Annotated in this window: 16 protein-coding genes; 10 read left to right on the top strand and 6 right to left on the bottom strand. The window is 58.6% G+C overall.

Annotated elements, in window-relative coordinates; translation table 11 throughout:
- The first annotated feature begins 154 nt into the window (after positions 1-154).
- The 7 genes from FHW77_RS00800 (at position 155) to FHW77_RS00770 (ending at position 5,847) form a co-directional block, all read left to right on the top strand.
- Complete coding sequence (locus FHW77_RS00800; RefSeq protein WP_022563112.1) at positions 155-1,528, top strand: NAD(P)/FAD-dependent oxidoreductase; 1,374 nt, start codon at positions 155-157, stop codon at positions 1,526-1,528.
- The gene (locus tag FHW77_RS00795; protein ID WP_022563113.1) at positions 1,525-2,343 is read left to right on the top strand and encodes a DUF1365 domain-containing protein; all 819 of its coding nucleotides are present in this window, start codon (positions 1,525-1,527) and stop codon (positions 2,341-2,343) included. Before FHW77_RS00800 ends, FHW77_RS00795 begins: the two co-directional genes overlap by 4 nt.
- Positions 2,330-3,562, top strand: coding sequence for an SAM-dependent methyltransferase (locus FHW77_RS00790; protein WP_022563114.1), 1,233 nt, complete (start codon positions 2,330-2,332; stop codon positions 3,560-3,562). The genes FHW77_RS00795 and FHW77_RS00790 overlap by 14 nt, the downstream gene beginning before the upstream one ends.
- 27 nt (positions 3,563-3,589) lie before the next feature.
- Complete coding sequence (locus FHW77_RS00785; protein ID WP_004445928.1) at positions 3,590-3,967, top strand: DUF2147 domain-containing protein; 378 nt, start codon at positions 3,590-3,592, stop codon at positions 3,965-3,967.
- 73 nt (positions 3,968-4,040) lie between these two features.
- On the top strand, positions 4,041-4,472 hold the full coding sequence (locus FHW77_RS00780; RefSeq protein WP_004445929.1) for a DUF2177 family protein: 432 nt from the start codon (positions 4,041-4,043) through the stop codon (positions 4,470-4,472).
- 125 nt (positions 4,473-4,597) lie between these two features.
- Positions 4,598-5,140, top strand: a complete 543-nt coding sequence (locus FHW77_RS00775) for a sigma-70 family RNA polymerase sigma factor (protein WP_037092120.1) — start codon at positions 4,598-4,600, stop codon at positions 5,138-5,140.
- On the top strand, positions 5,137-5,847 hold the full coding sequence (locus FHW77_RS00770) for an anti-sigma factor (protein WP_111814643.1): 711 nt from the start codon (positions 5,137-5,139) through the stop codon (positions 5,845-5,847). Before FHW77_RS00775 ends, FHW77_RS00770 begins: the two co-directional genes overlap by 4 nt.
- A gap of 156 nt (positions 5,848-6,003) precedes the next feature.
- Here the strand turns inward: FHW77_RS00770 and FHW77_RS00765 are convergent, their stop codons facing one another.
- Positions 6,004-6,420 (bottom strand): hypothetical protein, encoded by a 417-nt coding sequence (locus FHW77_RS00765; RefSeq protein ID WP_111814645.1) that lies wholly within the window; start codon positions 6,418-6,420, stop codon positions 6,004-6,006.
- Positions 6,421-6,853: 433 nt separating this feature from the next.
- Here FHW77_RS00765 and FHW77_RS00760 point away from each other — a divergent pair, with 433 nt between their 5' ends.
- The gene (locus FHW77_RS00760; RefSeq protein WP_111814647.1) at positions 6,854-7,936 is read left to right on the top strand and encodes an ATP synthase subunit B family protein; all 1,083 of its coding nucleotides are present in this window, start codon (positions 6,854-6,856) and stop codon (positions 7,934-7,936) included.
- 78 nt (positions 7,937-8,014) lie between these two features.
- Here the strand turns inward: FHW77_RS00760 and FHW77_RS00755 are convergent, their stop codons facing one another.
- From FHW77_RS00755 to FHW77_RS00745, 3 genes are all read right to left on the bottom strand, one after another.
- Entirely contained in the window at positions 8,015-9,844 is a 1,830-nt protein-coding gene (locus FHW77_RS00755) for a PAS domain-containing HWE histidine kinase family protein (protein WP_111814649.1), read from the bottom strand.
- Between the two features lie 311 nt (positions 9,845-10,155).
- Positions 10,156-10,836, bottom strand: a complete 681-nt coding sequence (locus FHW77_RS00750) for a hydrolase (RefSeq protein ID WP_044459092.1) — start codon at positions 10,834-10,836, stop codon at positions 10,156-10,158.
- Positions 10,837-10,928: 92 nt separating this feature from the next.
- Positions 10,929-11,795 carry a pirin family protein gene (locus FHW77_RS00745; protein WP_044459091.1) on the bottom strand — a complete coding sequence of 289 codons (867 nt, stop codon included), beginning with the start codon at positions 11,793-11,795 and terminating at the stop codon, positions 10,929-10,931.
- A 139-nt stretch (positions 11,796-11,934) separates the two neighbouring features.
- Here FHW77_RS00745 and FHW77_RS00740 point away from each other — a divergent pair, with 139 nt between their 5' ends.
- A complete protein-coding gene (locus FHW77_RS00740; RefSeq protein WP_044459090.1) occupies positions 11,935-12,855 on the top strand; it encodes a LysR family transcriptional regulator in 921 nt (306 codons plus the stop codon).
- Positions 12,856-13,100: 245 nt separating this feature from the next.
- On the opposite strand, the gene FHW77_RS00735 is transcribed toward FHW77_RS00740, so the two are convergent.
- Both FHW77_RS00735 and FHW77_RS00730 read right to left on the bottom strand, forming a co-directional pair.
- Positions 13,101-13,370, bottom strand: coding sequence for a hypothetical protein (locus tag FHW77_RS00735; protein ID WP_044459089.1), 270 nt, complete (start codon positions 13,368-13,370; stop codon positions 13,101-13,103).
- Between the two features lie 60 nt (positions 13,371-13,430).
- Positions 13,431-14,204: an SDR family oxidoreductase gene (locus FHW77_RS00730; RefSeq protein ID WP_035208649.1), complete on the bottom strand. Its 774-nt coding sequence runs from the start codon at positions 14,202-14,204 to the stop codon at positions 13,431-13,433.
- A 134-nt stretch (positions 14,205-14,338) separates the two neighbouring features.
- On the opposite strand from FHW77_RS00730, the gene FHW77_RS00725 reads away from it, so the two are divergent.
- The gene (locus FHW77_RS00725) at positions 14,339-15,262 is read left to right on the top strand and encodes a LysR family transcriptional regulator (RefSeq protein WP_035208651.1); all 924 of its coding nucleotides are present in this window, start codon (positions 14,339-14,341) and stop codon (positions 15,260-15,262) included.
- The last annotated feature ends 308 nt before the right edge of the window (positions 15,263-15,570 follow it).

Here is a 15,570-nt window from a genome sequence, read left to right as displayed (position 1 = left end):
CCGGGTTTCGTGATGGCAAATACGGCCTAACCAGCAAAAGAGTTTCAGGGTTCGAAAAAAATTCGAAAAACCGCCTGCCGCTGAAACTTATCAGACGGCTGCTTCGTATCTGCGCTGTCCAAAGACAATTTCTACAATGCGATAGCGAGGATCGATGACCGACACCGAAACAATGCGACGAGACAACCGGCGCCGCATCGCGATAGTGGGAACGGGAATTTCCGGTCTGTCAGCAGCCTGGCTCTTGTCGCAAAGGCACGATGTCACGGTCTTCGAGGCGGCAGACCGCGTCGGAGGCCACAGCAACACGGTGACATTCGATACGAAGAATGGCCCGATCCATGTCGATACGGGTTTCATTGTCTATAACGACTGGACATACCCCAATCTGACCGCGCTTTTTCGAAAGCTGAACGTGCCGACCGCAGCCTCGAACATGTCGTTCGCTGTTTCCCTTGATAATGGCGGCTTTGAATATTCCGGCGGAAACGGGTTTGGCCTGCTCGCACAGAAGAGAAATGCTCTAAAACCCCGCTTCTGGTCGATGCTTGCGGACCTCCTGCGATTTTATCGCAACGCCCCGCGTGACCTGCACTCGATGGCTGACATGTCCCTCGACGATTATCTGACGCGTAATCGCTACGGCGCAGCGTTCCGCGACGATCATCTCTACCCGATGGCTGCGGCCATATGGTCCACACCGGCCATGGAAGTAGGCCGTTATCCGGCGGCGCATTTCATCAAATTCTGCCGCAATCACGGTTTGCTGTTGCTGCGCAACCGGCCGGTCTGGCGCACCGTCGTTGGTGGCTCGCGCGAATATGTAAAACGCCTCACGGCACCGTTTGCAGACAGAATTCGCCTGTCAACGCCAGTGACGCGTATTCGCCGCCTGCCGCACGGCGTCGAAATTACAACTGCGCAGGGTGAGATTGCCCGCTTCGATGACGTGGTCATCGCGACGCATGCGGATCAGGCCCTGGACTTGCTGGCGGATGCGACACGTGTCGAAAAGCGCATTCTCGGTGCCTTTGGTTATACGCGAAACCGGGCCGTGCTTCACACTGACAACACCTTCATGCCGCGCCGCCGCGCCGCCTGGTCAAGCTGGAATTATGTGGCCGACACGCGCACCGAAGCGGGCCAGCCCAGCATCACATACTGGATGAACCGGCTCCAGCCGCTCGGCGAAGCCGAGGATATTTTCGTGACCTTGAACCCGGCGCGGGAACCGCATCAAGGAAAGATCATCGCCGAAGAAACCTATCACCACCCCGTCTTTGACGCCGGAACCGAACAGATGCGTCAGGAACTATGGGCCTTGCAGGGCTTGCGAAACACCTGGTTCTGCGGCGCCTATTTCGGTTCCGGTTTTCATGAAGACGGCCTCCAGGCCGGGCTTGCCGTCGCTGAAGATCTCGGTCGCCTGTCCCGCCCATGGAAGGTGGCGGACGACAGCAGCCGGATCATCCGCCTCGATTTGGAGACGATTGCCAGGGACACGCGATCCATGGAGGCGACGGCATGAAGCCTCCCCTCGTCTCTGCGCTTTTCCCGGGCCATGTTACCCACGCCCGGTTCAAGCCGAAAACCCACAAACTGGACTATCGAATCTATTCGCTGTTTCTCGATCTCGATGAGTTGGAGACGCTGGACCGGAAATTGCGGTTTTTCTCGGTGGACCGGTTCAACCTGTTTTCATTTCATCGCAGGGACCGCGGCAACGGCAGCGGGCTTGGGCTGCGCCAGCAGATAGATGCGGCAATGACGGCGGCGGGCATGACGGCGGATGGAGGGCCGGTGCGCCTGCTTACCATGCCCCGTTTGCTTGGCTGGGCCTTTAATCCGCTCAGTGTGTTCTTCTGCCATGGCCGCGACATGGAACTCAAAGCCATCCTCTGGGAAGTGGACAACACTTTCGGCCAACGGCATTCCTATCTGATCCCCGTAGAGTCCGGCATGGGCGCGGAGATCGTACAGCGCTGTGACAAGGCTTTTTATGTCTCGCCCTTCATGGACATGGACCTTCACTATGTTTTCCGCGTCATCCCGCCTGGGGAGAGGCTGAAGATCGTCATTGAAACATTCGACGAAGATGGCGCCGTCCTGACCGCCAGGCATCTTGCCCGAAGGGTCGAACTGACCGATCGAGCCTTGCTGAGAGCCTTTGTCACCATTCCTTTCCTGACCCTGAAAGTCGTTCTCGGCATTCACTGGGAAGCGCTGAAAATCTGGCTGAAGGGGGTGGGACTGAGAAAGCGCCCGCCGCCACCCGCACAGCCAATATCCTTCGTTCACCCTTCATCGTCGCAAATCGAGGCCAGAATTCATGACCCCGTTTGACAATCTCTCGGAATTACCGGTGCAGAACACCCGCGTCAGCGGCCGTATGGGCCTCGGCACTTGGCTCATCACCCGGCTGCTGAACAATATTCACCGCGGCCGGCTTCGCATCACCCTCCCCGGCGGCGGAACCATCGAAAAATCGGGGACATCGGAAGGCATCGACGCCATTCTCGTTCTGCATAACTGGCGGGCAATCCGCCGTCTGTTCGTCAATGGTGATATTGGCTTTGCGGAAGGCTTCATTGAGAACGACTGGTCCACACCGGACCTGACCGCGCTTATCCGTTTCGCCGCGCAAAATCGTGATGCTTTCACGAAATCAATGCGCGGCAGCCTGCCCATGCGCCTCATCAACCGGCTTGCGCACGGGCTGAACGCCAATACCAGACGTGGCAGCCGACGCAACATCGAGGCGCATTACGATCTTGGCAACGAGTTTTACCGGCAATGGCTCGATCCCTCGATGCTTTACTCCTCGGCGATTTTCGACCTGATGACACCAACCCTTGAGGCAGCGCAGCAGAAGAAACTCGAGCGTATTGCGGAAAAGTTGCAGTTGACCGGCAACAAGGATGTGCTGGAAATCGGCTGCGGCTGGGGCGCGCTCGCCATTCACCTCGCCACGCAGCACAATGCCAACGTGACCGGCATCACCCTGTCGCCCTCCCAGTTGCGCTGGGCGGAAAATGCTGCGGAAAAAGCAGACAAGGCTGACCGGATCAAACTGAAGCTGCAGGACTACCGCGACGTCAAAGGTCAATTCGACAACATCGTCTCCGTGGAAATGTTTGAAGCCGTCGGCGAAGCCTATTGGCCAAGCTATTTCGGGACGCTGAAGCGCTGCCTGAAACCCGGCGGTCGGGCGGTGCTGCAAATCATATCCATTGAAGAAAACCGCTTCGATACGTATCGGCGCAAGGCCGATTTCATTCAGAAATACGTGTTTCCTGGCGGCTTCCTGCCCTCCGATTCAGCTCTGGAAAAAGCCGTGGGGCAAGCCGGCCTCAAACTCACGGAAAAGGAGCTTTTCGGCCAGTCCTATGCGCTCACACTGGCGGAATGGCGCCAGCGTTTCCATGCCCGGTGGCAGACTATTTCCCTGCTCGGCTTCGACGAGCGCTTTCGGCGGATGTGGGACTATTACCTCTGCTATTGCGAAGCAGGTTTTGCCGAGGGAACCATTAACGTCGGGCTGTACACAATAGAACACGGATGAGGCGGGACTAAAAAACGGAGAACCACGATGAAGATCCTTGGATTGGCAATTGCATCCGCCCTGTCTCCGTTGCTGGCAGGGACAAGTGCGACGGCAGCCGATATCAACGGCAACTGGGCGCGGGGCGACGGCAAGGCGAAAGTGCTGATCGCTCCCTGCGGCGAGAAAATATGTGCGACAAACACATGGATCAAACCCGGCACCCAGAAAGAGAAGACCGGCGACCGCCTGATCATGGACATCAGGCCGGGCGAGACGGGCAATTACACCGGCACGGCCTTCGACCCGCAGCGGGATAAATCCTACAAGATAACGGTGACGGTGGCAGGCAACAACATGACTACGAAAGGCTGCATCATCGCCGGTCTGCTGTGCAAGGGCATAAGCTGGACCAGGATCGACTAGCCACGTCCCAGATCCTCCCTCTCGAGTCAACCAGACCAAAAAGTCGCCTGATCAATGGCAAAGGAAAAAATCGATGAAGACATATCTTGCCGCCTATTTCTTCACCCTGGTTGCCTTTCTGGTGATCGATTTCATCTGGTTGAGCACCATGGCGTCACGACTTTATCGACCGGCCATCGGCGATCTTCTGGCGGAAAATTTCCGTCTCGCTCCGGCGATCATCTTTTATCTCATCTACGCCGCCGGCCTTACTTTTCTCGCCGTGCGTCCGGCACTTATTTCGGGACAATGGAGCACGGCGCTGCTTTACGGCGCTGCCGTGGGCTTCATGGCTTATGCCACATATGATCTGACCAATCAGGCGACGCTGAAAAGCTGGTCGACGACCCTGACCGTTGCCGATCTGCTGTGGGGCACCTTCGTCTCCGCGGCAGCGGCCGTCATCGGCTTTCTTGTCACGGTACGCATCATTGGCCCGTTGGAAAACTCGGCAGGCTGGCCATGATGACCGTCGCCTCCTGCAGCCTGCGCCCGATGATCACAGGGCGTGTCCGGAACGAACTTCCCAAGCATCTCTTGTCTTCCTTCGAAAGACGATCCTATAAAGGAAGAATAGCAAGGAAGGTTCGAATGCAGGGCACAGAGATCGCAAGCCTTATCCACCGCGTCGGCATGGGTGATCGTTCAGCATTCGTCTCGCTTTACCAGGCAACAAGCCCGAAGCTTTTTGCGATCTGCCTGAAAATCCTGCGGGACAGAACGGACGCCGAGGAGGCGCTGCAGGAAATTTATATCAAGGTGTGGCAGCGCGCCCGCACATTTGCCGCAAGTGCCGGCAAACCGGCGACATGGCTCGCCACCATCGCGCGCAACCACGCCATAGACACGATTCGCGCCCGCAGACCTGCTGGCAATGACATTGACGAGGCATATGACCTCGTCGACGAAAGCGTTCGCGATCCTGAACAGCATGTTGTTCTGGCGGATGAAGGCCGCAGGATCGACGACTGCATGCGGGAACTTGAGACTGTGCACGCACAGGCAATACGCCGGGCCTACGTCGAGGGTCTGAGCTATCTCGAACTCGCCGACGAATTACGCGTGCCACTGAATACGGTTAGAACCTGGCTGCGGCGCAGTCTTCTCAAACTCAGAGAGTGCATGCAGCGATGACGACGGGCGACCACAGCGGCGGAATGCACTCGCGCGATGAAATACTCGCAGGCGAATATGTGCTCGGTGTCCTGCCGCTTGAAAAGCGCCGCGACGTGGAACAGCGTATCCAGGAGGACAGGGTCTTCGCGCAACTGGTGCAGCGCTGGGAGACCGAGTTTTCAGACTTTAACGCCGATTACCAGGAAGAGACGCCCAGCGCCGCTATTCTTGCCCGTATTCAAGAGCGTCTGTTCGGCAGCAGAGCGGTCAACACGAATGGCACCTTGTGGAACTCCGCATCTTTCTGGCGCTGGATATCCGTAGCCACCAGCGCAACCGCCGTGGCTGCCGTCGTTTATGCCGCGTTCCCGGAACAACGGGACGGCACAAGCCCGCTTGTGGCCGAGCTTGCGACAACCGACAGCCAGGTCAATCTCCTCGCGTCCTACGACGCGGAATCGGGCCGAATGCGTATCGTTCCCGTGGCGACCGGAAAGACGGACGAAAAGTCACTGGAACTGTGGCTCGTCATGGACGGCGGCAAGACCCGCTCGCTCGGCGTTTTCCAGCCCGGCACGAATGGCGACCTCGTCATTCCCGCCGACATGCGCGGCAATATAAAGGAAGGTACGACTTTTGCGATCAGTGTCGAACCATTCGGTGGTTCACCGACCGGTCAGGCAACCGGTCCGGTCATTGCTGTCGGCACCGCCCGGTGGGGTTGATGCCCCTCTGGGCCGTCTGCAGCCGTGATATTGTCATGCTGCCGCCGGAAAAGAAAGACGCAATTCCGTGTCCAGCATGGCGCAGAACCCAGGACTGGCAAGGGTGATCCGCCGTATCTGAAGCGCAACGCCGCGCTGCTGCGGCCGTTCTCAATTTTACCGCCACCGCCATCCGTCTTTTCGCAACGTGCTGCAGCCCAACACGTAACCCACACCCGCGGCCAGGCAAAGTGAAGCCCAAGGACTTCTGCCGATCGCGCGGCGTGCGGCGCGGCGATTGATCCGGGCAACCGCATTTACAGACACCAAAGCCCGTGAAGCGGTTTCGCCAGCACGGACTTTCAAACTGTCGATCTCGGCGCGCAGTGCGTTCATCTCATCGCTCAATTGCGCTGCAAGGCTGTCATCGCGCTCCGCTACCTCTGCAAGCGCCGCGTCAACGAGGGGAGCGTCGGAGATTTGCGGCTGGACACCCGCGGGGTTCGGCTGTCCGTTGCCCTCTGATGCCGCGGGAACAGAACTGCCATGTTGTTGAAAGGTATTTTGGTTCATCGAAGCCTCCTTGATCAGCATCTAACCCGCGCCTCTCTCGGATGTTCCAGCAAGAATGATTGCTTTGCGTCGCGTAAAGCCCTGGCCGGTGGGTCTTGCGAACACTTGCTTCAGCTATCGCATAACACCGGGACCGCGCCTCGTCAGACGCCGCCGTCAATGGGTCTAACTGTCGAAGGTTCTTTAGAGGCCGGCGACGCGAGATAAGACACATCGCAGACAGGGAATCCGTCTTGAATCCGGTTTTGCCGGCGACGGCGATCGGGGGTGAAACTTTTTTGAGCGCGACGAGTTTGGTTCACGAGCAATGAAGCTCGCATTTCCCACAGCATGCAGTCATCCGCCATGCGGAGAATCTGCCCCCTTTCGGAGGAGATACCGTGAACTCTATCATTTACCTAGTCGGGCTGGTCGTGGTCGTCCTGTTCATTCTCTCACTGTTGGGGTTACGCTAATGGTTGATCCAATCGTTACTGACGCCAATCGGAGCTACGTCGACTGGCCTGCCATTTTTGCCGGAGCGTTTATTGCCTCCGGGGCAATGGCGGTTCTCACCGCGTTTGCCAGCGGATTGGGACTGAGTTCAATCTCGGCGGACAATGGCGGTGAGATCAGTTCAGTCTGGCTGATCATAACCGGCCTCTTCGTGGTCGTTTCCATGGTCGGCTCTTACATGCTGGGCGGTTACATCACCGGCCGGATGCGCAGACCCGCAGGGCAGGCGGACCGAAACGAATTGACCGTTCGTGACGGCCTGAATGGGCTGGTGGTTTGGGGGATTGGAACGGTCGTCTCGGCATTCCTGGCCCTGGGCGTTCTTTCAGGTGGTGCAAGAGCTGTTGGAAGCGCCGCCCAGACAGCAATTGAGGCAACGGGAACGGCGGTTGGTGGAGCGGCGCAAGGCGTCGGACAGATCGCCGGGGGAATCGTTTCGGGAGCCGGCAGTGCCGCTGGCGGTATCGCGCAAGGGGCCGGGCAGGCAGCAGCGCCCAGCATCGAGCAGATGCTTCCGCAGGGCCTCAGGGCCAATCCCCTCGATTATTTTACTGATACGCTGTTGCGAACGGATGGACAGGCAGCGTCGCCGCAGGCCGATCAAACGGTCGGTGACTACCAGCGGCAAATAAGCGGCATCCTGGGAAATCTGCTGTCGACAGGCGAAATTTCCGACGCTGACAGAAACTGGCTCACGACACAGATTGCTACGCGTACCGGCATCAGCCAGACCGATGCCCAGAACAGGGTCAATCAGACGGTGGAGCGGGTGCAGGCCGTACGGACGGAAGCGCAGCAAAAAGTCGATGAGGCCCAAAAGCGCGTCGACGAAATGAAGGCGCAGGCAGAGAAAGCGCTGGAGGATGCCAAGAGGCAGGCGGCTGACGTTGCGGAGAAAGCACGAATCACCGGCATTCTGACCGCGTTTTTATTGGCGGCTTCAGCAATCGTGTCCTCTGCAGCAGCTTACATCGGCGCTGTTCACGGTGGTCGACATAGGGATGAAGGAAGAATCTGGGGCGGACTCGCCTACAGGAGATAGCCCTTCATATCTGCAAAGGAGTCCCGCCCGTCTCGGGCGGGGCCCCGATCATAAGCCATTCCGCGCTCTTCGGCCTCATTACGCCGCGCCATCATCATCCTTCGACATTTCCGCCTCAATGACGCAGATCACACCGCTCTTCTCGTAGACGAATTTCGTCTCGCCCTTCAATTCGGCGGACAGAAGCCGCTCGATGAGAGTCGAACCGAAACCCCTGCGCCGGGGCGGAGCAACCTCCGGCCCCCCTCGCTCCTCCCACACAATCCGCAGGCGGTTGTCTGCAAGAGGCTCGAATTGCCACGAGATGGATACCTGGCCGCCAGGCGCGGACAGTGCACCGTATTTTGCCGCGTTGGTCGCCAGTTCGTGGAGAGCAAGGGAAAGTGACACGACCGCTCTCGGGGGCAAGGGAACGCTAGGCCCGCCAATCTGAAAGGCGTCGACGGGATAAGGTGACAAGGCCTGCTGCATGACGGCCTTGAGATCTGCGTGCTGCCAATCGGCGTGCACCAGCAGGTCCTGCGCTCTGCTCAGCGACGCCAATCTGCTGGTGAAGGCTTCCACCTCCTCGTGGTTTGCCTTGTCGCGACCAAGCGTTTGTCTCGCAATTGCCGTCACAGTCGCAAGGACGTTCTTGACGCGATGATGGAGTTCATTGACGAGAATGGATTTCAGCCGCTCTGCATCCTTGCGGGCGGTGATGTCATGCGCCGTCTTGGAGGCGCCTATAACACGTCCGTTGGCGTCGCGGATCGGCGACACGCTGAGAAGCACCTCGACAAGCCGCCCGTCCTTTCGACGACGCTGCGTCTCGTAGGGTTCAACGAAACGGCCTGCCCTGACCTCCGTGAGGATCCTCGGCTCCTCTTCCTGCCTCCCATCCGGCACCAACATCAGCACCGACCGGCCGACGACTTCATCCTGCGAATAACCATAGAGCTTTTCCGCAGCTGCGTTCCAGCTGGTGATCTTCATATCGAGATCGATGCCCATAATCGCGTCATTGGAAGAGGCGATCATCGACGCGAGGTGTTTCTCGATCTCCTGCGCGTGTCGTCTCTCGCCGATATCGACCGAAATGGCGACAGCTTGCGACATGTTTCCCCCGTCATCGCGGATTGCGGAGACCGAGTTCGCGACCCACACCAGACTTCCGTCACCACGGACGTAGCGCTTTTCTATCTCGAAGCTTTCACCGGTCTGAACCATGTGCTGGAACAGGCGCTGGTTTTCGGGAAGATCGTCGGCAAACGTAATCTCCTGCATGCGGATGCCGATCAGCTCGTCCCTCGGCCGACCGACGATCCGACAGAAATGATCGTTCACGCTGAGGAGTTTTCCGGTCAGATCGCCGAGGGCTATGCCAGCGGCTGACTGCGCGAAGATGGCCCTTAGACGCTCCTCGCTCTCTCGCAAGGCCGCATCCGCCTTCACCCGCTCGGTCGTTTCGTTGACGATGCAGAACACACCACGCACGGTGCCATCCTGATCCGCGACCGGAGAATACGAAATGTCGAAGTACACCGTTTCGGGGTAACCGTGTCTTTCGATATAAAATGGCCTGTCTTTTGCGGCGACCGTTTCTCCCTTCGCGAGGACGCGCTTCAGCAGCGGCTCGAGGTCATCCCAGAGTTCGTTCCAGTATTCTCGGGCGGGTCTGCCGAATGCGTGTGGGTGCTTATTGCCTATGGTTGGCGCGTAGGCGTCGTTGTAGAACGCGACAAACTCCGGTCCCCAGAACATCACGATCTGCGCCTGTGAGGGAAGCATGATGCCGATGGCGGCATGCAGACAGGCAGGCCATTCCGATTTCGGACCAAGTGGCCCTGATGCCCAGTCCACTGTGTCGAGGAGGCTGGATACGGGAACTGCGAGCGTGTTAACCTTGTCCAGGACGACGATCTCCACCTGAGGATTGACAGAAGCAGCCTATAGAACTTTCGGGTGCGAGCAAAGTGTCTGTCACGGTTGTGGCATGTTTCCTGTGTCTGACCGTCGATATCAGCCGAAAGTCATCATGGCCGATCCTATCTCAATCAAAGCCCCATATATCTCAATCCGAGCGGTCCACCCCCGATCACCTCCGCCAGCCTCCTGCAGTCCAGAGTCCTTTTCGGTGTGTCACTGGACCGTCTCGCTGCCCTGCATGAATACACGCATGAAGGAACGAGATGAAATGCAGGGCGGCGCGGACTCCGCCGCCCTTTTGCCATTTGAGATCAGCCACGTTGTGAATCGAGCTGTTCGTTGTTCTTTTCGACTTCCTGCGCCTTCATGTAGCTTTCGATCAGAAGCTGATAGGGAGGGAAGATCTTCGTGTAGACTGCCGCCCATTCCTGGGCATCGTCCCGGTGCCACGTCTTTTGAAGTTCGGAAGCCACCGCGGCGGTGTCCATTGGCACCACACCCGCCTGAACGACTCGGGCCAAAGTGATTTCCTGGGCCATCTTGGAGTAGGTTCCGGATGCATCGACCACGGCAAAAACCCTGTAGCCATCCTGAACGGCACTGATGGCTGGAAAGGCCATGCATACGCTGGTGATGGTACCGGCAATGATCAGGGTCTTGCGACCGGTCGCCTTGACGGCGGCGACGAAATCCGGATTGTCCCAGGCATTGATCTCGCCACGACGCGCCACATATTGCGCATGTGGTGCATTTTCATGAATTTCCGGGATCAGCGGACCGTTGGGCCCCTGCGGTACTGATGCCGTGGTGATAACAGGCATCTTCGTCAGCGTCGCCATTCTGGCAAGTGCTGTGGCGTGGTTGCGCAGAACAGGCATCGGCATATCCGCCACCGTCTGGAACAGACCGCTCTGGTGGTCGATCAAAAGCATCACCGCATCATCGGGATCGATGACCGGCCGCTGGCCGTTAAAATTGGCTGGTGTACTCATTTCAAGTCTCCGTGGTTGGTAAGCATGGACTTGGGGAAGGAAATCACTTGCCCCGATAAGGCCCGCGGCCCTTGCAAAGCCGCGGGAATGGCTCATGCAGGAATGCCGCCAAATTTTCCGGCTCGGAAATCCACGAAGGCTTCGCGCAATTCCTCAGGCGTGTTCATGACGAACGGCCCCTGCATCGCAACCGGCTCGCTAAGTGGCATACCGCTCAGCAGAAGCACCGTCGCGTCGCTGTCGGCGGTGATGTCAAAGCCACCTCCCTCGCGATCAAGCATGACGAACTGGGCATCTCGCGCCGATCGCGTGCCGTTTACGGTGACAGTTCCGCGAAGTACGGCAAGACCGGCGCTGTGGCCCTCCGGCAGATCGAATCTCGCGAGTCCGCCCTGCTTCAGACGCAGATCCCAGACGTTGATCGGCGTGAAAGTGCGCGCCGGTCCGTTGTGTCCGGCATACTCGCCGGCGATGACACGAACAGTTCCGGCATTGGCAGGCAACACCACGGCGGGAATATCCCCGTCGAGTACGGTCTGATAAGCGGGCGGCGCGGACTTGTCCCTCGCGGGCAGGTTCACCCAGAGCTGCACCATTTCCAGCGTACCGCCCTGTTTCGTAAAGGCACGGGAATGACGTTCCTCGTGCAGGATACCCGCAGCCGCGGTCATCCATTGAACATCGCCCGGGCCGATCAGACCACCGCTTCCGGTCGAGTCGCGATGTTCCACTTCGCCCTGATAGACGATGGTCACTGTTTCGAACCCGCGATGCGGATGGGCGCCAACGCCCCGCGGCGCGTTACTAGGCTCAAACCGTTGCGGTCCGGCATAATCAAGATGCAGGAAGGGGCTGATATGTTCGCCCTGGGTCATCTGGGAAAGCATGGAGCGGACCGGGAACCCGTCCCCGACCCAATGCGGCGATGTGCTGCTGTAAACGCCAAGAACCTGTCTCATCATTGTCTCCTGAGTGCCCTTCTCTTTGCGAAGAGCCGCTGGTGATCGTGTGAGAGCAAAATAATTCTGGAACAAACTGGCCGGTAGATCGGAAATCAGGATATACTGTCCTGAAAACAGGACAATTAAAGGCCGTACCATGCCCGATCTGAACGATCTGCGCCTCTTCGTCGACGTTGTGGAACAGGGCGGTTTTTCGGCCGCCGCAAGGAAACTGGACGTCCCCCGCTCACGGCTGAGCCGCCGCATCGGCCTGCTGGAGGAGGATCTCGGCGTGAGGCTGGTGCAGCGCACGACCCGGCAGTTTGCAGTTACCGAAATCGGCCAGGAATTTTACCGCCATTGTCTGGCGATGGTGGTGGAGGCGGAAGCGGCACTGGAAGCGATCGACCGCCGGCGAGCGGAACCGCAGGGCACGGTGCGGGTGAGCTGTCCCGCATCGGTGATCTATTTTCAGGTTGGAGAAATGATCGCCCGCTTCATGGCCGAGTACCCCAAAGTGAAAGTCCATCTGGAAAGCACGAACCGACGGGTGGATGTGATCCGCGAGGGTTTCGACCTTGCCATCCGGGTGCGTTTCCCTCCGCTTGAAGACAGCGATCTCGTCATCCGCAAGCTGGCGGAAAGCGAACAGCGGTTAGTCGCAAGCCCCAGCATTGTCAAATCACGCATCACCATTCCGGCCGATCTCGTCAACATGCCCGGCCTCGCCTGGGGTTCATCCCACAGCAGTTTCGAATGGAACCTGCTTGGTCCCAATGGCGCCTCCGCGGCCATTCCCTATCAACCGCTGCTGATTACCGACGACATGGTAGCCCTGCGGCTTGCCACACTCCGGGGCATCGGTGTCTGCCAGTTTCCCACCATGGTCATCAGGGAGGATATGGCGATGGGGAGGCTGATCGACCTCCTGCCAGACTGGGCGCCACGAAGCGGCATCATCCATGCCGCCTTCCCTTCACGGCGCGGGCTGCTGCCATCCGTGCGCGCGCTTCTGGACTTTCTGGCGGATGAATATGCAAGACTTTCGGCTTTCGAGAGACAGCAAATTTTACCGTGAACCCCGCACAGGTGACCGTTGAACGTGCACGCTGGTTTCTGCGCACGTTGCGTAGTCAACGGTCAAACGGCCCCAATCCAGTATCAGTTTCTCCCGATCCTCACCTTTGGACTGCTGCCTGGATGCCGCTTGCAGCTATCGATCAAGTTCCGCCGACCGAATGGAATGGCGTTATTGTCGCCCGCGCCAACCATACGCAAGACAAGGAATCGTGCGCCGAACCGGCAGCTACGTGCCGCTACGTATCAGGCCCTTGCGATTTGCCATACAGCGATCGCAGCTATTGCAGCCGGTATTGCGGCGACAATCACGAAGATGGGCAGTTCCTGCATCACCGTGTAACCCGCTTTGGTCACGCCCACCCACAGGTTGACCAGCGCCATCGCAAGCCAGAGGGGAATGAAAGCTTTCGCGGCGACAGCCACACTTGCCGGATCCTCGCCCCACAGCCAACCGAACAGGCAGAATACACCGAACAGGGCAATGCCGCCCAGAATCACCAACATCATATGCATGATGCCAACCTTTCATGCCTCGCAGGCGAGAACGGGCGCTGAAGCCCGTTCCCCCAGTCGTTACTTGGTCGTATAGCCGCCGTTGACGAGAATGGTTTGGCCCGTCATCCACCAACCATCCGAGACCATAAAACGGATGTAGGGGACGATGTCCTCGATGTCGGTAAGTCCCGTCTTGGAGAAACCGGAGAGCGCCGCCGCGGTCTTGTGGTAGGCGACGGCATCCGCTCCCTCGGCGGGATAGAAAAACGGGGTGTCCATCGGGCCGGGCCCGATCGCCGTGACCGAGATGCCGCGCTGACCGAACTCCTTCGAGGCTGCGCGGGTGAAATGCTCGACCGGCGCCTTGGTGCCGGCGTAGCTCGCATAGAAAGGTGTGAACGCGCCGAGCAATGAGGTCACCAGCGTTACCAGCTTGCCGTTGTCATTAAGGTGCCTGCCAGCTTCCTTGATGAAGAAGAATGCGGTTTTCGCGTTGACGGCACTCATTTCATCATATTCGGCTTCAGATATCTCCAGAATTGGCTTTTTGAGGACCTTACCCACCGTGTTGATTGCAATGTCAGGCCGGCCGATGGCAGCCACAGCCTCGGCGTACAGCTTTTCGACGGCGCCCGCCGTTGTCAGGTCGGCTTGCAATGCCACTGCCTCGGCACCGGCCGCCTTGACTGCGGCTACTGTTGCATCCGCCTCCCCTTTGGTGGCAGCGCTGTTATAATGGATCGCGATTGCTTTTGCGCCGTGTGAGGCGAGATCGCGTGCTATCAGCCCGCCCAAATTCTTGGCGCCCCCGGCGATGATGACGGTTTTACCCTTGATGCTGTGATCGGTCATGGATGGCCTCCTTTTGCAGATGGGCAGCCGCATCTGCGCCCGCCGTCGCCAGCCAGAGTATCGTCTGGATTTTCGTGATAAAGTCATCCATTCTGGTTTCACTTGTTTGAAACCCCGCACAATCTGAGGCTCTTGTGGATCGCATCGACCTCTTTCGTGTGTTCACCCGCGTTGTGGAGTGCTCAAGCTTTACACGTGCAGCAGACACACTCGGCCTGCCACGGTCTACGGTTTCAGCTGCCGTTCTGGAACTGGAGGCGCGCGTCGGCGCCCGCCTGCTGCACCGGACCACCCGCAAGGTTTCAGCGACGCAGGATGGGTTGGCTTTTTACGAGAGGTGCCAGCGCATTGTCTCGGATGTCGAGGACACCGAGAACATCTTCCGACAAACCATCTCACGGCCATCGGGCAGGCTGAGGATCGACGTTCCGGGCCGGATCGGCCGGTTGATAATCGCGCCCGCCTTGCCGGATTTCCTTCATCGATTCCCTTTGATCGATATCGAGCTGGGGGTTACCGACCGCGCAGTCAATCTCATTGAAGAGAGTGTGGATTGCGTTTTGCGGGTCGGTGCATTGACCGACTCCGGTTTGATCGCGCGACAGATAGGCAGGCTGCCACTCATCAACATCGGCAGCCCAGCCTATTTTGCCGCGCATGGCACACCTTTCGCCCCGGACGATCTGTCGCAACATTGGGCAATTAACTACGCATCTCCTTCCACGGGGAGAATTGAAAGCTGGGAATGGCTGGAAAACGACACCGTTCGCTCGATGTCTATGCGTGCCCGCGTGACGGTCAACAGTGCAGAGGCCTATATTGCATGTTGTCTGGCAGGAATGGGTCTTATTCAGATACCTGCCTACGACGTCCGAGATCACTTGCAAAACGGCGCCCTGATCGAGGTGATGCCGGATTACAGGGCCCAATCTTTGCCCATGGCGCTGCTCTATCCACACAGGCAGCACCTCTCCCATCGTTTGCAGGTCTTCATAGACTGGTTGGAGGCACTGCTTAAGCGGGAGCTCCTGAGCGACGCCATTCTTCTTGAGGATTGACCTGGGACCGAGATAAAAATGAGATTGTCCGCCAGCGGACCGATCACGCAAGACAACTGACGCCCAGGCAAATCACCACCGCGACAGTGCTGGCGGCGGAGGCTCCATGACGCGCCCTCAACGCATGTGTCACCTTCCGGCATGATGGACACAGGCCGAAACAGTCATCATAGTGCAGCAATAGAGCGACGCTACGGTCCGTCACTGAATGGCGTCACGGGCAGAGGCCGGCTCTTCCGAGAGCGAAGAGAAAGTTCGGGCAACCATCCCTGCCTCGGCCATTATGGGATTCACTGGCGCGCCGCGCT

Source organism: Agrobacterium sp. RC10-4-1 (genome assembly GCF_014138475.1).
GTDB lineage: Bacteria > Pseudomonadota > Alphaproteobacteria > Rhizobiales > Rhizobiaceae > Agrobacterium > Agrobacterium pusense.
This window is presented reverse-complemented; position numbering and strand designations above follow the sequence as displayed.